The following is an 18,400-nucleotide window of genomic DNA, read 5'->3' as shown; positions in this document are numbered from 1 at the left end:
TCTCGCGCCTTTCGTTTCGACGGACCGGTCCGCTCATAAGCATGGGCCGCGCGCCGGCTGGTCCGAAGAGGCCTTCTGCCCGATTCGCCGGGTCACCGGTCCCCAGCGCGCGCCCCGCCCGGCGGCCGGCCAGGGACCAAAGACCCTTGGCCCGCCCGGGCCGCCGGCATCAAGGTCGGACGAGGCGCCCACACCCGGCCGGAACGGAGAACGCCATGCGAACGCGTGACATCATGACGACCCCCGTGATCAGCGTGACTTTCGACGCTTCGCTCGCCGAGGCCGCTCACCTGATGACGCGACAGGGCTTCACTACCCTGCCCGTGGTCACCCGTTCGGCCAAGCTCGTGGGCCTGATCAGCGAACGGGACCTCGTCCAGGCCGGATTCCCCGGCGACTCGGCCACCGGGGACCCTGACACGGGCGTCCTGCTCGGCCGCCACCGCACCGTGTCCGCGGTCATGCGCACCCCGGCCCCGACCGCGACCCCAGAGCTCGACGCCACCGCGCTCGCGCACCGCATGACCGAATCAGGTGTGCGCGCGCTGCCCGTGGTCGACGACAACGGATTGCTGGTGGGCATCGTGACGTATCAGGACCTCCTGCGCGTCCTGCCCGCCGAGGAGCGGTCCTCATAGGACACCGAGTCCGCACCAGGTGGTCAGCGAGCAGGCACGTCAGGGGCGCGCACGGTCGTCACCTCCGCCACCGGACGCCGCGCTCGGTGAGTCCGGGATGTCCGGTGGTGGGCCGAAGGCGATCGTCGGCACCCCGTCCGGGATATCCGGATCACGGCCCGTCCACTGGGCAGCTTCAGCGCGAAACGCGGCGTCGGGCGACTGTTCGGCCTCCGCCCGGCGGACAAGCGCGGTCACACCGCCGCCCCGCACGAGAGCCGCGCCTCGCGGGGGGTCCGGGTCGGCAACTGTCAGGACCGCGGCCGACAGGGCCTGCTCGACGAACGGGGAAAGCGCTGCGGTCATCACGGTCTCCTGGTCGAGCCGGCCCGGTTCAGTCCGGAAGCAGATCGGCGAGGAGGCGGCGAGGCGAAGGTGGCACGGGATCCACCGGGTGCCCGTAGCGGAAGATCACCTGCGGCAGTCCGGGCAGTTCCAGCCGCTCGGCGAGCAGCTCGCGGAAGCCGCACAGGTGCAGCGGCTGGGTGAGGACCGACCCGGCGAGACCGCGCGCGGTCGCTTCCAGCCACGTCCGGGCGCACACGGCGCCGGCGGCGAGGTGCTCGCGCCGGCTGTCCCCCTCGGTGCAGAAGACCAGGAGGTGCTCTGCTTCTAGCCGCGCGGTGAGCCTGGCGTCGTCCGGCACCGGCGTTTCGCGGCGCACCAGCCCCGCGGCAGGCAGCGATTCGCGGCCGAGCGCCGCCTCGGGCACGCCGTCCTCGGCGCCCGACGCGTGGGCACCGCTCGTGCTCGCGGTCCACGCGCGCAGCTCACGCTGGTAGGCCGGGTCCGCCCGGAAGACCCGGGTGGCGAAACCGAGCATCGCCCCCAGTTCGCCGAGATGACGTGGCACCACCGCGCGCACGCACGCCTCGCCGCCCGCCGCGGACACCGCCGCCTGGTCCACTTCGGACACAGGCTCGGCCGAGAACCAGCGGCGGTGGGTGCGCCGGCGCCCGATGGCGTGGTAGCGCGCGAGCTCGGCGTGGTCGGGGCTCAAGCCCGGCTCGGCGTGGATGGTGGCCACGACCGCACCATCGGCGGGGTACGACGTGGTGGCCGCCCGGCACAGCACCCGCGCGGCCACCTGCAGGTGCGCGAGCGCCGCGCCGCAGGACACCATGCGGTCGCGGCCCTCCGGATCGTGGTTCGGCAACGCCACGGAGGCTAGCTCGATCAGGTCGATGTCGCTGCTCCGGACGCGCATGCGCCAGGGTTGCGTGTTGTGCACCGACGGAGCCCGACTCATCGCCCGGGCGAGCACCACGATCTCGGAAGCAGCGAGCGCCTCCGCCTGTGCCGAGGTCCGCATATTCCACTCCCGTACCCGGAGACGGTCACTCCGGCAAACCCCATGCTCGCCGTCGTGCGATCCCGCCGATGCGGCCCAAAGTCACCGCGCCCACGGCAGACGTCCTCGCCCGCACCGGCGACCTCATGCCCTGGCCCCCGCACGATCTCCTCCACGACGCTCGACCCGTAACCCGAGGAGAGGCGTGTGCGATGAATTCCGCGAACCCGGCTTCCGGCCGCTTCATCATCGTCGGCTTCTACGGCTCCCCTCAGAGCGATGCGGCGCTGCGCTGGGTACTCGGCGTTGCCGCTCAGCCCGATGACTCCATGCACGCCGTGCTGGTGCGGCCGACGGAAAGCCTGTTGTCGGAAACGTCTTTCGCGCTGCAGCGGCGCGGTCGGCATCCCGCCGGTGTGTATGCCCCGCACGACGACATCGCGCGCATCCGCGCGGAGTTCCCGTCCGCCGCGGACGTCACGATCTCGACGCCGCGGGGCGATCCGGCCACGGAGCTGATCGCCGCGTCCACCGACGCCGATCTCCTCGTCGTCGGCGCACACGGCGCCGGCCGCACGCGGGAACTGCTGCTCCGCAGCGTTTCGTGCGACTTCGTGCGCTACTCGCGCTGCCCGGTCGTGGTCGTCACACCCGGGGCCGCGCGCCGCCTGGTCCCGGCCGCGTCCCCCTGGCCGCTGAGACGTTCCAGACTCAAGACAACGGCGCAGTCCACTGAATCCGCACGCCGCGGCCAGGGTGCGAATCGAGCGTGAACGTGCCGCCGGCCGACTCCGCGCGGTCGCGAAGGTTACGCAGCCCGCTCGCCGCGATGTCCACCGGCAAGCCCGCTCCGTCGTCGGCCACCACGAGCACCCGTAGGGCAGCATCGTTCGTCGAACAGCTCTTCGGGCCGGTACGACCGCAACCATGTCTCCAGCACACTGAGGTGCTCGGGATCCTCGCGCACATGCGCGACCGGCACCTGGTGGGCACGCCAGGTGCCTTCGACCTGCTTTCCGTCGAGAGCGGCCGAACCGGTCACGAACATCGCGGCCAGGTCGTGGGTGAGGATCGCACGGTCGTGGTGGGCGTGGACGAAGCTCAGCCCCGGCGAGGTCCCCAGTGCCCGAGTAGGCGCGGCTTGACCTGCCCGGGCACGAGCGGCTCACGCAGCAGTGTGTTGCTCACGAGGTAGATCTGGCCCACGGCCAGGTAGTTCGCCGCTCGCCACTGTGCGTCGACCTGGGCCGGCTCGACCGGCGAAAGAGTCGAGGCAGTGGCCTCGAGAGCCGTCACCGCTTCGGCTCCGGCCGCACCACGAGCACGGGGCAGGACGAGTGGTGGATCAGCGCCTGGGCGGTCGAGCCGAGAAGCATGCCTGTGAAGCCGCCGCGGCCGTGGCTGCCGACCACCACCAGCTGTGCCCCGTCGGACTCGGCGAGCAGCGCGTGCCGCGGCCGGTCCTGGACCAGAGCCCGGCGGACCGCCACTTCGGGGAACTTCTCCTGCCAGCCCGCCAGCCGCTGAGCCAGCAATCGCTCCTCCGTCGGCTCGAGCGATTCCGGCTGGGGCATCAGGCGGGCCGTGCTGTCCGTGGAGTCGTACGTGACGTCGTTCCACGCGTGCACGGCCACGAGCGGCACACCGCGGAAACCCGCTTCCTCGAAGGCCGCCGCGATGGCGGCCTCGCTGTTCGGAGTGCAGTCCACGCCGACCACGACCGGCCCGTCGAGCGGAACCGGGCCATCGCCGTGTCGCCCACGGACCACCGCGACGGGGCACTCGGCGTGGCTGGCCACGGTGGCGGCCGTGGAGCCGACCAGCATCCCGGCGAAGCCACCGGTGCCGGTCCGGCCGACCACGATCAGCCGAACGCGCCTCGACAGGTCGAGGAGGGCGTTGGTTGAAGCGTCGAAGACCACGCCGGTTCGCACGGTGAGCGACGCGTCCACGGACAGAGCCAGCTCGCGAGCCGCGGTGACGAGGCGATCACCTTCCCGCCGAAATTGCTCGAACAGCTCGTCACTTCCGGCCAGGCCGCCACCGTAGTAGAGCGCGGCGCCCTGCAAGCAGTTCACCAGTTCCAGCTCGAGCCCCCGTCCGGACGCGAGCCGCGCGGCCCAGCGGACCGCCTCGTCCGCGCCTGCCGAACCGTCGACGCCGATCACCACGGTGTTGCTGTTGTGCGTTGTCATGACCACGGGTCCTCTCTCGACGAAACCGTCTCGGCACCGACGACGCCTGGCACAGCCAGGGCAAGCAGGCTCGCGACGTGGCGATCGGTCTTGTCGTCGTAGCGGTCGACGATCCGCACGACCCCCTCGTGCACCTCGACCTTCCAGCGACCGGTGCCGCCGTAGATCTCCAGCCGGTGCCGCACGTCGGCGGAGATCGCACTGTCTTCCCGGGCGAGCACACGGACCACGTCACCACGCGTGACGATCCCGACCAGGCGGCTGCCGTCGACGATCGGCATCGCGCGGATCTTGGCGTCGACGAGGGCCTGGCAGAGATCGGCGACGTCGGTCCCCGACGACATCGCGGTGACCGGCGTGGTCATCACCTGCTCGACCGACGTCTCCGCCACCGAGGGGATTTCCGGGCGTTGATGGGCCGTCCGCGCGTCGGCCGGGATGCGCCCGCGGATCAGGTCGGCTTCAGTGACGATGCCGATGAGGCGTTCGTCGTCGTCGACCACCGGCAGCGCGGTGAACCCATGTTCGGAAAGCACTGCGGCCGCCTCCTTCACCGGCGCCCACGGGTGCACCGTCACCACCGGCGCGGACATCAGATCTCGTGCACGCATGGAGTTCGCCCCTTCCGTTCGCTGCACCGAAAGTAACCACCGGGCAAGGCCGGCCACGCCGGTCCGGAGTCACCATCGCGAAGGACCAACGTCACCGTCTGCGAGCCGATCCGAGTCCCCGGACCACGGCTTCCCGCACCGCCGGCGCTGTGCCGGTTCCCGCCACGACTGTCCACAAGAGACGTTTCCTGCCACGCGGGTTAGTGGATCCCGATCACCGCGGACCGGACCGCAAGCCGCCATGAGGGCATGGCGCGAACACCGTCTCTGACACGGCGAGCGACCTCGGCGCCGTGGTGCTGCGACGGTTCATGACGGTTGCCTGCCCGGGCGGACGACCGCGACCGGGCACGCGGAGTGCACGAGCAGCGCTTGGCTGGTGGAGCCCAGCAACATCCCGGTGAACCCGCCGCGGCCACGGCTGCCCACCACGACGAGTTGCGCGTCCGCTCCGAGCTCCAGAAGAGTCCGGACCGGCCGTCCTCGGACCACCACGACGTCGATCGGGAGGTCGGGGAATTTTTCACGCCAGGGCGCGAGCTGCTCGTCGACCCGCCGTCGTTCGGTTGCGGCGACGTCCTCCGGGCGGGTGCCCGCTGCCCGCAACTTTCCCTCCGGCGTGATCTCGTTCCAGGTGTGCACCGCCACGAGTGCGGTGCCGCGAGCCGCGGCTTCTTCGCACGCGTAACCCAGAGCGTCGTTGCTGTCGGGAGACCCGTCGAGCCCGACAAGCACCGGGCCGGCCACCGGCGGCGGGTCGTCCGGCCGACGCCCGCGCACCACGACGACCGGGCACGGCGCGTGGGCGGCGAGTGAGACCGCGGTCGAGCCGATCAGAAGCCCGGTGAACCCGCCCAGCCCGCGCGAGCCCAGCACCACCACTTCGGCGTCCGCACACTCTCGCAGCAGGACGCCCACCCGACCGCCCTCCACGACGGCCCGCTCGATCCGCACCGACGGCCACTTCGCCAGCACGGCCCCCTCGGCCTCGGCCACGCCCGACTCGGCGAGGGACCGGAAGCCTTCGCGCACGGCTGTCACAGCCATGCCCGAGACTCCCGGCGAGGGAACCACGTACGCCTGCACGAGTCTCAGCACCGCGCCCCGGCGCACAGCCACCTCGGCTGCCCAGACCGCAGCGTGCAGGGCCGAAGCCGAACCGTCCACGCCGGCCAGCACCACGCGGTCGTCACGCCGGGACACTGTGCGCACCTTCGCCCGACTGTCGCAGCACCCGCAACCGCTCGAACCGCGCACGGTCGTCTTCGTCACGCGCGGTGATCTCCGCTTCGGTCAGGACGATGGCGTCCGGGCCGGGGAACACGATCGACACGTGGTCGTCGGCCGGCCAACGGACGCTGAACGGAGGGGTGCCGTCCGGCCCTCCGACGGCGAAGATCAGGCCCCGCTGTTCGGGCAGGTCGACTCGAACTCCCTTCACTACGAGCCAGTCGCCGGGTCGTGCGTGCATCACTCCTCCTCGAGATCAGGTTCGGCGGCGGGAATCGCGGCCGCACAAGTCAGTTCTTGCCGGCAAGTTCCACCGCGGTGACGCCCTCGACCGTTTTCGCGAGAGCGGCGACGAGCCCTCGTTCGGCTTCGTCGGCGAAGGTGCCGCGGACAGTCACCAAACCTGCAATGACGGAGACAGACCACAGGTCGCGGTGCCCCGTGTAGTCCTTGAACAAGCCACGGACCTGCGCGGCGATGGCGTCGTCGTGCCGCACGAGCGGGCGCAGCAGGTCTCGCCGGCTGACAATCCCCGCCAGACCGCCCGCGTCGACGACCGGGATGCTGCGCAGCCGGTCGACGAGCATGCGGGCGGCGATGTCGCTGACATCGGTGTCAAGCTCGACCACGACGACCAGCCTGGTCATCACGGATTCCACGAGCCGGCCCGGCGCGACCGGCTCTCCGGTCAGCACCCCGCTCAGCGCGTCGGCCTCCGTGAACGAACCGACGACGCGGTTTTCCTCGTCGACCACGGGCAACGCGGCGATGCCGTGCTCCATGAGCAGCACGATCGCCTCCCGCACCGGCGTCGCCGGCCCGAACACGACCACCGGCCGCGTCATGATGTCCCGTGCGCGCACGGCTCTCCTCCTGATGTCTCAATGAACGACGGCGACCGGGCACATCGCATGAGCGAGCAACCGGTTCCCGGTCGAGCCGAGCAGACCGCCCGAGACCGACCCCCGGCCGCGACTGCCGATCACGAGCAACTGGGCGTCCTCGAAACCCAGCAACGCGCGCGCAGCCGAGCGTTCGCGGATTGCCCGAGCCAGGATCGTGACACCGGGACCGGTCCGTGCCAGGTCGTCGCCCCGGCGTCGGAGCGCTCGCTCTTCGCCCTCCGCGGCCGCTTTGACCAGTTCCGGATCGTCGAGCCGTCCCCCGTGCCACGCGTGCACCAAGATCAGCGGCACCTGGCGGTCGCGGGCGGCCTCGACCGCGAACTTCAGCGTGCGACCGTCACCATCACCGACAACACCCGCGACCACCGGCCCGCCCTGCTTGTCGCGGCCGCGCACGATCACCGCGGGGCAGCGCGCGCTCGCGGCGACTCGCAACGCCACCGACCCGATCGCGGCTCCCCGCAGCCCGCCGATTCCGTGCGAACCCAGCACGATCAGCGCTGCCTCGTCCGACAGCCCGACGAGCAAGTCGGCGGCGAGCCCGAGCCGGACCAGGTACTCGATACGCACGCCCGGCGCGGCCTCCTGCGCGACCTGCGCGGCTCGTTGGATCCAGCGGCGGGCACGCTCCAGCAGCAGCGGTTCTTCCCACGACCGTTCGCGGCCGCTGAGGTCGGCCGTGTCGAACAGCCCGGCGTGGAACAGCCGGAGCACGCAATCCCGGCGCACCGCTTCTTCCGCCGCCCACCGGGCGGCGGCCAAAGCCGCCTCCGATTCGTCGACACCGACCACCACCGCGGCGCGGGCTGTCGTTCCCGTCACGACATGTCTCCGTTCCCGCCACCTCAGACCGGTGACTCATTCCACCGTCGCTCAGCCGCGATGAGCACGGTCAGGGGAGGAAGTCCCTTCCGGACGGGACGAAAGCGCGGAGTGCTTCATCAGCGTCGCCGCGTAGTCGGGGACCTCGCGCTGCAACCGCCGGTCCGTCCGCGCGTACCCGCCGTCGCTCGGCCGCGGCGGAATGGTCACGGCCTCGCGGGGGATCTCGCGATAGGGGACGCCGGCGAGCAGGTGCGCGATCATGTTGATCCGCCCACGGCGCTTCTGGTCGCTGTCGACCACGTACCACGGTGCTTCGGGGATGTCGGTGTGCACGAACATGTCGTCCTTCGCCCGGGAGTAGTCCTCCCATCGCGACACCGATTCCAGGTCCGTCGTGGACAGCTTCCAGCGCCGGAGCGGGTCGTCGATCCGCGCCCGGAACCGGCGCTCCTGCTCGTCGCGGCTCACCGAGAACCAGTACTTGTGCAACAGGATGCCGTCGCCCACGAGCAGACGCTCGAAAATCGGGCACTGCTGCAAGAACCGGTGGTACTCGTCGGGTGTGCAGAACCCCAGCACCCGCTCCACGCCCGCGCGGTTGTACCAGCTGCGGTCGAACAGCACGATCTCACCGGCGGCGGGCAACAATTCCACGTACCGCTGGAAGTACCACTGCGTGCGCTCCCGCTCGGTCGGCTTCGGCAACGCCTCGACCCGCGCCACCCGGGGGTTGAGGTGCTCGGTCAGCCGCTTGATCGTGCTGCCCTTCCCCGCCGCGTCACGGCCCTCGAACACCACGACGAGCCGCGCGCCCTCTGCGCGCACCCACTCCTGCAACTTCACCAGCTCGATCTGCAGCCGGGCGAGCTCCTTCTCGTAAACCGCGCGCGACAGCCGCGCCGCGGGGTGCTTTCCGGTCATCGGGTCACGTCGTCCCACACGAAGTCGAGGCCGTTGCACACCTCGACCACCCCGGACACCGCTTCGATGCGACTGGTCACGGACGCGATCTCGCTGCGCTGCTCGACCCGGCCCGCCACCGTCACCACACCGGAGTGGACCATCACCCGCGCACGATCCGGCCCGATCCGCAGGGACTTTCTCAGCAGGACCGTCACCTCGCGGGCGATCTCGGAGTCCGAGCGCGAGATCAACCCGACGAGGTCGCGCCGCGCGACAACACCCACCGGCCGCCCGGCGGCGACAACGAAGAGCCGTCGCAGCCCCGATTCGGCCAGCCGCGCCGCGACGTCGGCAACCGGCGCACCGGCAGCCACGGTCAACGCCGGGCTCGTCATCACGTCCCGCGCCGTTCGCGGCGGCCACGCGTTGCGGCGCCACCAGCCGCGACGGCGATCCGAGCGCAGCAGCGGCAGCAAGTCCCGTTCGGACACCACACCGGCGATCGCACCTTGGCGATCGACCACGGCCACCGCGCTGATCCCGCGGCGGACCAGGACGTCCGCGATCTCCTTGACCGGGGTGTCCAGCCGCGCGCACACCGGACTGGGCGTCATCACCGCTGCGACGGGTGTCGTGCTCGTGTTCATCGTTCCTCCCCTGTCGAGGTTTGTCCGTTCCGCTCCCTGCTGACCACCAGCACGGGGCAGTCGGCGTGGTGCAGCAACGCGTGGGTGGTGGAACCGAGCACCATGCCCGTGAAGCCGCCTCGCCCGCGGCTGCCCACGATCACGACGGCCGCGTCCTTGCCGTATTCGATCAGCCGGTCGCTCGGCCGGTCCCGCTCCACAACGAGCTCGACGTCGACGTCCGGAAAGCGTTCGCGCCGACCGGCCAGCCGCTGAGCGAGCGCGCGCTCTTCCGCTTCGCCGACGTCGATCAGTGGGGTCGCGTGGCTTTCCCCGAACGGCCGGCCGCTGCAGCTGTCCTGCCACGCGTGCAAGGCCACCAGCCGGGTGTGTCGCCGCGACGCCTCCTCGAACGCCCATCCGATCGCGGCGTCGCTCGTCGGGCTGCCGTCCACGCCGACGATGACCGGCCCGTCCACCCGTGTGGCGCCACTGCCGCGGACGATCGCCACCGGACAGCCGGCGCGGGCGATGAGGTCTGCGTCAGGTGAACCCGCCAGCAAACCGGACAGTGTTCCGGTGGGCGGGCCCAGCACCAGCAACAGCGCGCTCTGGGAGGCCTGCCGCAAAGCGGCCTCGACGCCGGCGCCGCTCGCCTCGGTGGTGATCGACACACCGGGCTCGGCCACCGCCAGCTCGTCACGCGTCGTCCGCGCAACCTCCAGCACGAGCGCCTCCTTGGCCGCACGCCACTCGGCGCCACCGACGGACGGACCGTCGACCCCACACACGGTGAGCACAGTCAGCGACGTGTGCCACCACGCGGCTTCCCGCGCAGCCCAGCGAGCAGCAACCGCGGCCGGTTCGCTGCCGTCGACACCCACGACCATGTGATCGATCACGACTCGCTCCCCCGCTGCCCGATCAAGACTTCACCCAGGCCCCTGCGGACGCTCGGCGGCGCGATGCGCGACGTACGGCCCAGCCGCATCAACGCCTGCGGGAAACCGGGCAAGCCGCGGTCCTCGCACAGTGCCGATCGCACCTCCGGCACGTGCAGGGGCTGTGTCAGCACCGCCACCGCCAGCCCGCGAGCGATCGCCTCGAGCCAGCACTGCTCCAGCGCGTAGCCGGCGTGGACGTGATCGGCGCGGCCGTCATCGGTGGTCAGGAAGAGCAGGAACGTCTCGCCCGCCAGCCTGGATCGCAAGACGGGCAGCTCCGGTAGGTCGGTGGTGCGTCGGACCAGCCCCGCCCACGGGAACTCGCCGCCCGGAACCACGGTGCGGCCGAGCCCCGCTCCGTGGCGGTGACTCGCTTCGTCGCGAATCGTCCACAAGGCGATCTCACGTTGATACGCGCCGTCGTCACGGATCGCGCGCGCAGCGTGGTCGAACAACGCCGCCAGCTCACCGGCGTCGGGCAGCGGCACCGCCTGGGCTCCGGTCGTCACCGCGGCCCGCGCCACCTGCTCGGCCAGCCTCCGCCCCACGGGCGTTCCGGTGAACCGCGCCCGCTGACTGCGCCGGGTCGTGGTCGCGGAAAACCGCCTCAGGTCCGCGTCCGACGGCTGCGCCGGGACTGTCGCATCGATGCGCGCCACCACTTCCGGATGGGCCGTGTCGGGCAGGATCGTGACGTCCGCTCGCCGGCCGAGCACCCGCACCGCCAGCTCGAGGTTCGCCAGTGCAGCCCCACACGACATCACCAGGTCGCGCCGATCGGGATCGTGCCGCGGCAACGCGACATCCGTCCGCTCGCGCAGCACGACCGCTCGCCCGACCGGCTCGACCGTCCAGGGCTGGGTGTTGTGCACTGACGGCGCGCGCAGCACCGCGCGGCCGAGTACCTCCACCTCGGCGCCCGTCCAGGCACCGCCCCGCGGTCCGGGTGCCGGATCGGCTTCGCTGGTCACGGCTTCTCCTGAAGGTGTCGACTGGCCCGACTCCTCAGCTAACCGCCGGCACCGGGTTCGGCGCGCCGGCCACAAGGCATCGCGGCGAAGGACCAACGTCACCGAAGCGGCGATCGAACCTCTCGACCCGCAGCGAAACTCGCGGGCTCTCGGTCCGCACACCTCCGCCTACCGCAGCCCTGCAGACCGGTGCACGCTGCCCGATACGTCCCCCAGCCCATGGAGACGGATCCTCGTGACACCGTCGGCCACCCGCACCGCAGATCACCATGTGACCTCGGCCCTCGAACAGCGGTGTTCCTTCTACCGCAGCGAATGTCGGCTGCTCGCCGCCGTCGATGAGCCGACCCGACGGATCCTCACGCCAGACGGTGGACTCGTCGGGGCCGTGGCCATGCCCCGCGAGCTCGGACACCAGGTGCCGCCGATGAGGCTGTGGCTGCCGGCGGTCGAAGCCAGGGTGCGTTCCAGGTGCCGCCGTCGGTCCGGGGGCAGGTGCGCGCCGCCCATGGTCCAGTCGAGACAGTTGCGGATGGCTTAGTCGTCGCGGTGGCGGGTCTCGTAGTCGTCGCGGATGCGGGCGGCGTCGGTGTCCGATTCGCCGAGGATGACGCTGGCGGACATCCACACCCGGATCGCTCGGTTCTCCCGCGCGGCCAGGCTGCGTAGTTCCTGACTCTTCTCGCGCGCAGCCGCGGGGTCGCGGCGGATTCGAACCCGGCGGCCTCAGCCGCGCGGACCAGCTCGACGTTCTGCGCCCAGCTGATCTCGTGGCGATCAGGCGATTGGCTGATCGCGCCGGCCGAGCTGACGTTGAGCCCGAAAATCTCCAGTTTGAGACCGGTGTCGGCGAATAGCGCCCGCTCTCGTCGCAGGGCCTTGCAGCAACGGTCTCCGACCGTTGATGGGAGCCGTCGGCACCGTCAACATCCGCGGCGCTCTGCAGCGTCCTGCCTGCCGCCGTCGCCGCAGACTTCTCGCTCTGGCGCAACATCCAACGCGAATACGTCGCAGAACTCCTTGGCCACAACGGGTTCGGCTGCACCTGCGCGGCGAGCGGTGGCACAGGTGCCAGAGGCCAGAACGGCGGCGAACGATGGTGGAGCCGGAATCCGCCGATCCGGCCCGCGGCAGTCACGTCGCCGGCGGCAAGGGTGGTGACGGCGGCACTGGAGGAGACGGCGGCGGTGACCTGAGCTTGTCGTAGATGCGCGTGAGGTGGCTTTCGACGGTGCGGGGGCTGAGGAACAGCCGTTCGGCGATTTCGGGGTTGGTGTGGCCGTCCTGGACGAGGCGGGCGATCTGGGTTTCCTGCGCGGTCAGGGTGGTGTCGGTCTCGGTGCGGTGGGTGCGGACGGTCGCCCCGGTGGTGTGGAGTGCGCGGGCGGCGCGTTCGGCGAAGCCGGCCATGCCCATGGTGGTGAACAGGTCGTGCGCGGTGCGCAGCTGGTCGCGGGCGTCGCCGCGGCGGCGTTCGTGGTGAAGCCATTCGCCGTACAGCAGGTGCGCTCGGGCCAGTTCGGGCCGGACGCGGGTGCGGCCGAGATGTTCGATGGCGTCGCGGTAGGCGTGCTCTGCGCCCGGCCCGTCGGCCAGCAGCGCGCGAGAACGAGCCTCGACGCCCAGCGCCCAGTCGGTGCCGGCGGCCCGCAACAGGGGTGAGAACCAGGCCCATGTCTCGGCACCGGCGTCTCGCGTTCCGGTCCGGACGGCCGCCTCGATCAGCTCTGCCGCACCCCATTGGGAAACGAACCGCTGGCCCGGGTTGTCCGACTCGATGAGGCGCTGGGCTGCCCCGAGCGCGTCGTCGTAGCGGGCCAGCCCCAGGTACAACACCACGCTCGTCCACGCCGTCGCGGCCAGCGCGATGCCCTCGCCCCGCGCGGCCGCGCCCGCGACGACCGGTTCGCTCAGGTCGTGGAACTCGGTTTCCCGCCCTTGCCAGGCCCTGAGCAGCAGGCCGCCGTAGGGCGGGAGCTCGATTCCGGTCGCCTCCGCGGCCGCTGCGCTCTCTTCGAGCAGCGGCGCGACCTCGGTCAGCTCGCCGTCGACCACCTGCGCGGACACGCGCGTTTGGAGGGCGAGGGGGAGCGCGGCGAGCGTGCCGGTGTCTCGGGCGATCTCGACGTGGCGGCGCGTGAGGACGTCGAATGTCTCGTCATCCCACAGATTGCGGGCGGTGACCAGCGCGAACCACGTCCAGCGAAGGGCGTCCTCCGGGGCGAGGTCGGGGCTGCGGAACGCCGCGAGCGCTCGCTTCAGCGGCGCCACGGCGGCCGCGTATCCCTCCGTGATCTGCAGGATCAGACCGTCGAGCAGCAGATCGAGCGGGCGCGGCGGCTCCGGGGCCGGGGGCGCAGCCCGCGCGGCTTCCGCGACCTCCCGGATTCCCCCGCCGCTCGCCAGCGGGCCGGCGAAAGCCGCCGCCTCCAGTGCCCCGAGGAAGGTGTCGCGCGACAGGCGCGCGTCGAGTGGCGCGAGCCGAGTGGCGGCCTCGAGCAGCAGCCGCGGGGTGTCGCGGCCGCGCCTGGTGACCAACGCGATCTGGGCGCGTAGCAGCTCGCAGCGAGCACGGCGGAATTCGTCGGGCGGACCCGCCTCGACAGTGGCCAGCAGTTCCAGCGCCGCGTCCGGCGCGCCGGCCTGCTGCTTGGCCTGCGCGGCGCCGAGCGCTCGCTCGGCCCGCTGGACGGGGTCGGGAGTCAGGCGAGTGGCCCGCTCGAGAAACGCGGCAGCCGCGGCCACACCCCCGCGCGCCTGCGCCCGCCCGGCCGAGTTTTCCAGCTCGGCCGCGACCATCTCGTCCGGCCCCGCGGCCGCGTGGGCGCGGTGCCACGCCCGTCGATCCGGATCCTGCTCCGCGTCGGTGACCGCGCCCAGCGCGGCGTGTACGCGGCGCCGATCTTCGGAAGATGCGGCGCGGTAGACGGCCGAGCGCACCAGCGGATGCCGGAACCACGCTTGTGGATCGAAGCTGACCAGGCCGGTCTCCTTCGCCGGTGCCGCTGCCGTGATCCTGATGCCGAGCCGCTGGGCCGCGCGCCACAGCAGCACCGGTTCGCCGCTCTGCTCGGCGGCCGCGACCAGCAGCAGCAACCGCGTCTCGGCCGGCAGCGGCGCCAATCGCCGGTGAAAACTCTCCTCGATCCGGTTCGGCAGCCCCTCGATGCTCGGCAGCCCGAACCCACCCGCCAGCTCGGCCGGGCTCAGCCCGCGCGGGAGTTCCAACAGCGCCAACGGATTCCCCCGCGTCTCGGCCACGACGCGGTCCCGCACCTCCGGGTCCAGCGGTCCCAGCGCTGAGCTCAGCAACTCCCGCGCCTCCTCGGCGGGAAGACCACCGACAACCAGGTCCGGAAGCCGCGCCAGCTCCCCGGTCTCCTGCGGCTCCCGCACGGCGAAGACCATGCCGACGGACTCCGCCGACAACCGCCGCGCCACGAACACCAGAGCCTGCACCGACGCCTGATCCAGCCACTGCGTGTCGTCCACCAGGCACACCAGCGGCCGCTCGTGGGCGGCCTCCGCCAGCAGGCTCAACACGGCCAACCCGACCAGGAACCGATCCGGCTGCCTGTCGCTCCTCCCCATCCCCAGAACCGTTTCCAGCGCGACCCGCTGCGGCCCCGGCAATCGAGCCAGCCCAGCCAGCATCGGCGCGCACACCTGATGCAGCCCCGCGAAGGCCAGCTCCGCCTCGGCCTGAGCCCCGGCCGCGCGCATCACCCGACACCCCCGGGCGACCTCGGCGGCGTACTCCAGCAAGGCCGTCTTGCCCACGCCGGGCTCGCCACGCACCACCAGGACCCGGCTCTGGCCCGCCCGCACGGCGTCGACCAGCCGGTCGAATTCAACCCGCTCCCTGTGCCGGTCCCGCAGCATCTCGCACCACCGCTACCCGCTCCGTCGCCGCCCCCGCCGGCCTGATCGGACAGACCCCGCGGCGACCTCATCGGAGCCTCAAACATAACTCCGGCACCGCGTGCACGCCCGGTCGACCAAGTTCCACGTTCACAACCGGGCGCTGTCTCAACACGGACGCGAGCGCGTTGTCAACGAGCGGTCATCAGCCGACCGAGCGGATTTCGCGAGCATCGTCTAGGTCCCACTCCAGTGCTTTGCCGACATCGCCGGCCGAGAGGGTGCCGACTCCGACGCGCTTGTTTATCGAAGGTCGGTGCGCGGGGTGGAGCAGCAGAGCAGCGCCTGGCCTGCTGCCGGCGACTCCAGCGGCAACTGCGCGTAGCCGACGGAGCCCGACAGGACCGGCGTGCCGCACGTCTGGCACGCGCCGGTGCAGCAAGCTCCAGCGTGCGGGCACGTCGCACGCGTCGGCGAGTTCCAGCAGCGTGCCGCCTGGGAACGGTGCCGAAATGCCACTGCGGGCGAACGTGACGCCCGGCCCGGTGCCGGGCGGCCCGGCCGGCGGGTGCGGCGGCCGGGTGATCGGCCCGACGAGCCCGGGGTTGATGGCGTCGAGCGCGCCGAACAGCTCTGTGTGGATGGTGCGGAGTCGAGCCCGGCCGACGTCAACGCAGCGGTCATGTCGGTCATGAACGCGGCCCGGCCCGCCGTGCGCGTGGCTGATCGCTCAGAACAGCTGCGGTTCGGGTGGGCGCCCGCGAAACACGTTAGAAGCAACGTGCTTCGCGGTCGCCGGGTCCGGTCGGCGTCGGGGCGGCGGGTGGTCGAGATCGCCACATGACGCGGTGAACGAGTCCGGCCCTCGCAGCGTTCGGCCTGCCGGGGCCGGAGGTGGGGTCAGTTCAGTTTGCGCGTGTCCGAGGGCAGGCCGCCGCCCGCGTATACGTCCTCGGCGAGCTTCGCGAGGGCGGTGAGCGCCACATTCTGGCTCCACGGACCGTAGGACACCCGTGAGACGCCCAGTTCCTGCGCACGCGCCAACGGGATCGAGCCGGGGATGCCGATCAGGTTGACCTTGCGCTCGCCGAGTGCGTCGACCAGGCGGGCCACCTGGTCCTCGTCGAGCAGACCGGGCACGAAGAAGTTCGACGCACCTGCCGCCAGGTAGGCGCGGCCGCGGGCGATGGCGTCGGCGAGCACCTCGTCGGGGTCGCGGTCGCCGGCCTTGAGGAACGCGTCAGTGCGGGCGTTGAGCACGAAGTCGACACCCGAGTTCTGGGCGGCGGCCACGGCGGCCTCGACAGCCTTCACTGAGTCGGCCAGCGGCTTCATCTGGTCCTCGAGGTTGCAGCCGACGGCGCCGACGTCGATCGCCCGCGCCACCGTGCCGCCCGGGTCGCCGTAGCCGGCCTCGAGGTCGGCGGTCACCGGCAGGTCACCCGCGACGCGCACGATCAGGGCGACCTCGGCGATCATCTCGTCGCGCGGGATTTTCTCGCCGTCGGGGTAGCCGCGGGAAGCCGCGATCCCGTGGCTGGGTGTGGCCAGTGCCTTGGTCCCGGGCGTCTCGGCGACAACCTTGGCGGTGATCGCGTCCCAGACGTTGACGACGAGCAGCAGTTCCGGGGCCGCGTGCAGCTCCTGCAGCAGCGTGGCCTTGTCGCCGGTGGAAGTCATGCCGGTCAATCTATCCGGTCAATCTTCCGGCCGAATGACAAGGACGATCCCGGCCGACGTTCGCTGACTGGCATCAGGCATCGCGGGAGTCGCGCAGCGCCTGGCAGCGTCGGGTCGTCGCTGTCACGCTGCCCGTGGTCAACCGGGAACTGAGCTGGTGAGCACAGCCGACGCCGCTCAGCGAGGTGTCCCGGCGCGCGGGCGAACCTCGTGGTGCGGCCGAGTTCGAGACGGCGACGGCCGACGCGTGCGCCGATCACATCCGCACGTACCGGGCGATGTCTTCCCGGAACTCGGTCAGGGCCTGTTCGGTGAGGGTGGGCCGGGTGTCGGCGACGGCGGCGAGGTAATCCTCGGTGCCGGCGGGGGCGCCGCGGCCGTGGACGACATCACGTTCGAACGCGGCCTGGGCACCTTTGCGAGCGGCGAACTCGATGTCGGCGGGGGTGAACATCTCGCTCGCCGCCACGAGCCGCTCCAGCTCGACACCGCCGGCAGCGGGGCCGAGGTACCGCCGCCAGATCGCCGCCCGGGCCGCCGGGTCCGGGGGACCGACCGGAAGAACGTAGTCGAACCGGCCCGGGCGCAGGAACGCCGGATCGAGAGAGCGGACGGAGTTGGTGGCGCAGATCAGCAGGCGGTCGTCGTGGTCGCGGAAGCCCGGGATCAGTTTGAGCAGCTCGTTGGTGACTCCGTGGCCAGGATCGACGGCCAGCCCGGACCGGACGCCGGCGATCTCCTCGACTTCGTCGATGAACAGCACAACGGCCTCGAGGTCGGCCAGGTCGGCGAACGTGTCCCGTAGCGAAGTAGCCAAGCCTCCGGCTCCCGACGACGCGAGCCTGGAGGGGAACAGCTCCACGAACGGCCATTCCAGCCGGGAGGCGACCGCTTTGGCGAAGCTGGTCTTGCCCGTGCCCGGCGGGCCGAAGAGGATGACCGCCTTCGGCTGCACGACGCCGTACCGGTCCGCCAGCACGGGCTTGGCCAGCGGCAGCACGATCCGCCGCTCGATGGTTTCCTTCTCCCGCTCCATCCCTGCGAGATCGGTCCACAGTCCACGCGGCAGAACCCGCCCGCCGAGCTCCGCGAGCAGGCCCGCGTCGCTGGCCCCGAGATGCTCGACCTTTTCGTAGAAGATCAACCCGGGGCGAGCCGGATAGCCGGAGTTTTCCAGGGCCACGGTTCCCGTCGCGCCGGGCGGGAGCAGCGCACTGATCCGGCGGATTCCGTGCTCCCTCAGCCGCCGCTCGAGCTCGCCGATCAAGGAGCTGCCGATCCCCCGGTTGCGCCACCGCCGCTCGAGCGACACCCCCGTGATCCAGGCCCGCTCCCCCTGTGCCTGGGCGACCGCCATCCCCACCAGGTCATCGCCCACCACCGCCACCACGACAACGCCGGTCCGGGTCGCAGCCATGACCTCCGAAATCGGAAACACCGGAGGCGAATCGTCCGCCTGCCGGTCCTGATCCCAGAGCTGGATGGCGCGGTCCAGATCGTCGTCGTGGAAATCCCGTAAACGCCACGTCGGCACCATCAGCACGGTACCGGCCACCGCGCCTGGTGTGCGAGGCCCAACGTCCAGGAGCGGCAGACTCGGCTCTCCGAAGGCTCGCAACACCGCCAGCGCACCGGCAGGGGCGCACTTTGAAGGTGCCCAGGCCAACGTCGGTTACCAATC

At 71.4% G+C, this 18,400-nt stretch carries 17 protein-coding genes and 1 pseudogene; 2 read left to right on the top strand and 16 right to left on the bottom strand.

All coding sequences use genetic code 11. The annotated features are described in order from the left end of the window. The first annotated feature begins 215 nt into the window (after positions 1–215). Positions 216–638 carry an HPP family protein gene (locus K1T34_RS39005; protein WP_220239725.1) on the top strand — a complete coding sequence of 141 codons (423 nt, stop codon included), beginning with the start codon at positions 216–218 and terminating at the stop codon, positions 636–638. A 39-nt stretch (positions 639–677) separates the two neighbouring features. On the opposite strand, the gene K1T34_RS39000 is transcribed toward K1T34_RS39005, so the two are convergent. Together K1T34_RS39000 and K1T34_RS38995 are read right to left on the bottom strand one after the other, a co-directional pair. Continuing rightward, on the bottom strand, positions 678–983 hold the full coding sequence (locus K1T34_RS39000) for a hypothetical protein (RefSeq protein ID WP_220247881.1): 306 nt from the start codon (positions 981–983) through the stop codon (positions 678–680). A 28-nt stretch (positions 984–1,011) separates the two neighbouring features. After that, a complete protein-coding gene (locus tag K1T34_RS38995) occupies positions 1,012–1,989 on the bottom strand; it encodes a nitroreductase (protein WP_220239724.1) in 978 nt (325 codons plus the stop codon). Positions 1,990–2,180: 191 nt separating this feature from the next. On the opposite strand from K1T34_RS38995, the gene K1T34_RS38990 reads away from it, so the two are divergent. Then, complete coding sequence (locus K1T34_RS38990) at positions 2,181–2,741, top strand: universal stress protein (RefSeq protein ID WP_220239723.1); 561 nt, start codon at positions 2,181–2,183, stop codon at positions 2,739–2,741. A gap of 71 nt (positions 2,742–2,812) precedes the next feature. Here the strand turns inward: K1T34_RS38990 and K1T34_RS38985 are convergent. The 14 genes and pseudogenes from K1T34_RS38985 to K1T34_RS38920 all read right to left on the bottom strand — a co-directional run. Then, positions 2,813–3,264, bottom strand: a pseudogene (locus K1T34_RS38985) (hypothetical protein); the annotation flags it as partial. Continuing rightward, positions 3,261–4,163, bottom strand: a complete 903-nt coding sequence (locus K1T34_RS38980) for a universal stress protein (protein WP_220239722.1) — start codon at positions 4,161–4,163, stop codon at positions 3,261–3,263. The pseudogene K1T34_RS38985 and the gene K1T34_RS38980, both read right to left, overlap by 4 nt. Next, positions 4,160–4,774 carry an HPP family protein gene (locus tag K1T34_RS38975; protein WP_220247624.1) on the bottom strand — a complete coding sequence of 205 codons (615 nt, stop codon included), beginning with the start codon at positions 4,772–4,774 and terminating at the stop codon, positions 4,160–4,162. Before K1T34_RS38975 ends, K1T34_RS38980 begins: the two co-directional genes overlap by 4 nt. Before the next feature lie 309 nt (positions 4,775–5,083). Further along, on the bottom strand, positions 5,084–5,977 hold the full coding sequence (locus K1T34_RS38970) for a universal stress protein (RefSeq protein WP_220239721.1): 894 nt from the start codon (positions 5,975–5,977) through the stop codon (positions 5,084–5,086). Then, positions 5,964–6,245 (bottom strand): DUF1918 domain-containing protein, encoded by a 282-nt coding sequence (locus tag K1T34_RS38965; RefSeq protein ID WP_220239720.1) that lies wholly within the window; start codon positions 6,243–6,245, stop codon positions 5,964–5,966. Before K1T34_RS38965 ends, K1T34_RS38970 begins: the two co-directional genes overlap by 14 nt. Before the next feature lie 49 nt (positions 6,246–6,294). Continuing rightward, entirely contained in the window at positions 6,295–6,867 is a 573-nt protein-coding gene (locus tag K1T34_RS38960) for an HPP family protein (RefSeq protein ID WP_220239719.1), read from the bottom strand. Positions 6,868–6,885: 18 nt separating this feature from the next. Beyond that, positions 6,886–7,731 carry a universal stress protein gene (locus K1T34_RS38955; protein WP_220239718.1) on the bottom strand — a complete coding sequence of 282 codons (846 nt, stop codon included), beginning with the start codon at positions 7,729–7,731 and terminating at the stop codon, positions 6,886–6,888. Between the two features lie 51 nt (positions 7,732–7,782). Continuing rightward, positions 7,783–8,655, bottom strand: a complete 873-nt coding sequence (gene ppk2, locus K1T34_RS38950) for a polyphosphate kinase 2 (protein WP_220239717.1) — start codon at positions 8,653–8,655, stop codon at positions 7,783–7,785. Next, entirely contained in the window at positions 8,652–9,284 is a 633-nt protein-coding gene (locus K1T34_RS38945; RefSeq protein WP_220239716.1) for a CBS domain-containing protein, read from the bottom strand. Before K1T34_RS38945 ends, ppk2 begins: the two co-directional genes overlap by 4 nt. Further along, positions 9,281–10,165 carry a universal stress protein gene (locus tag K1T34_RS38940; RefSeq protein ID WP_255637874.1) on the bottom strand — a complete coding sequence of 295 codons (885 nt, stop codon included), beginning with the start codon at positions 10,163–10,165 and terminating at the stop codon, positions 9,281–9,283. The genes K1T34_RS38945 and K1T34_RS38940 overlap by 4 nt, the downstream gene beginning before the upstream one ends. Beyond that, positions 10,162–11,178: a nitroreductase gene (locus tag K1T34_RS38935; RefSeq protein WP_220239715.1), complete on the bottom strand. Its 1,017-nt coding sequence runs from the start codon at positions 11,176–11,178 to the stop codon at positions 10,162–10,164. Before K1T34_RS38935 ends, K1T34_RS38940 begins: the two co-directional genes overlap by 4 nt. A 1,134-nt stretch (positions 11,179–12,312) precedes the next feature. After that, on the bottom strand, positions 12,313–15,060 hold the full coding sequence (locus K1T34_RS38930; RefSeq protein WP_220239714.1) for an AAA family ATPase: 2,748 nt from the start codon (positions 15,058–15,060) through the stop codon (positions 12,313–12,315). An 879-nt stretch (positions 15,061–15,939) separates the two neighbouring features. After that, the gene (locus tag K1T34_RS38925) at positions 15,940–16,719 is read right to left on the bottom strand and encodes an isocitrate lyase/phosphoenolpyruvate mutase family protein (protein WP_220239713.1); all 780 of its coding nucleotides are present in this window, start codon (positions 16,717–16,719) and stop codon (positions 15,940–15,942) included. A 256-nt stretch (positions 16,720–16,975) separates the two neighbouring features. Beyond that, a complete protein-coding gene (locus K1T34_RS38920) occupies positions 16,976–18,274 on the bottom strand; it encodes an ATP-binding protein (protein WP_255637873.1) in 1,299 nt (432 codons plus the stop codon). Positions 18,275–18,400: the final 126 nt, after the last annotated feature.

Origin of the sequence: Amycolatopsis sp. DSM 110486 (assembly GCF_019468465.1) — a bacterium.
Taxonomy (GTDB): Bacteria; Actinomycetota; Actinomycetes; order Mycobacteriales; family Pseudonocardiaceae; genus Amycolatopsis.
The sequence above is the reverse complement of the archived record's forward strand: the minus strand, read 5'-3'. Positions and strand labels throughout refer to the sequence as shown.

Excerpts from the sequence above, each read along its gene's own strand:
- K1T34_RS39005 (WP_220239725.1), top strand. The coding sequence starts at position 216 with ATGCGAACGCGTGACATCATGACGACCCCCGTGATCAGCGTGACTTTC.
- K1T34_RS39000 (WP_220247881.1), bottom strand. The coding sequence starts at position 983 with ATGACCGCAGCGCTTTCCCCGTTCGTCGAGCAGGCCCTGTCGGCCGCG.
- K1T34_RS38995 (WP_220239724.1), bottom strand. The coding sequence starts at position 1,989 with ATGCGGACCTCGGCACAGGCGGAGGCGCTCGCTGCTTCCGAGATCGTG.
- K1T34_RS38990 (WP_220239723.1), top strand. The coding sequence starts at position 2,181 with ATGAATTCCGCGAACCCGGCTTCCGGCCGCTTCATCATCGTCGGCTTC.
- K1T34_RS38980 (WP_220239722.1), bottom strand. The coding sequence starts at position 4,163 with ATGACAACGCACAACAGCAACACCGTGGTGATCGGCGTCGACGGTTCG.
- K1T34_RS38975 (WP_220247624.1), bottom strand. The coding sequence starts at position 4,774 with ATGCGTGCACGAGATCTGATGTCCGCGCCGGTGGTGACGGTGCACCCG.
- K1T34_RS38965 (WP_220239720.1), bottom strand. The coding sequence starts at position 6,245 with ATGCACGCACGACCCGGCGACTGGCTCGTAGTGAAGGGAGTTCGAGTC.
- ppk2 (WP_220239717.1), bottom strand. The coding sequence starts at position 8,655 with ATGACCGGAAAGCACCCCGCGGCGCGGCTGTCGCGCGCGGTTTACGAG.
- K1T34_RS38945 (WP_220239716.1), bottom strand. The coding sequence starts at position 9,284 with ATGAACACGAGCACGACACCCGTCGCAGCGGTGATGACGCCCAGTCCG.
- K1T34_RS38930 (WP_220239714.1), bottom strand. The coding sequence starts at position 15,060 with ATGCTGCGGGACCGGCACAGGGAGCGGGTTGAATTCGACCGGCTGGTC.
- K1T34_RS38925 (WP_220239713.1), bottom strand. The coding sequence starts at position 16,719 with ATGACTTCCACCGGCGACAAGGCCACGCTGCTGCAGGAGCTGCACGCG.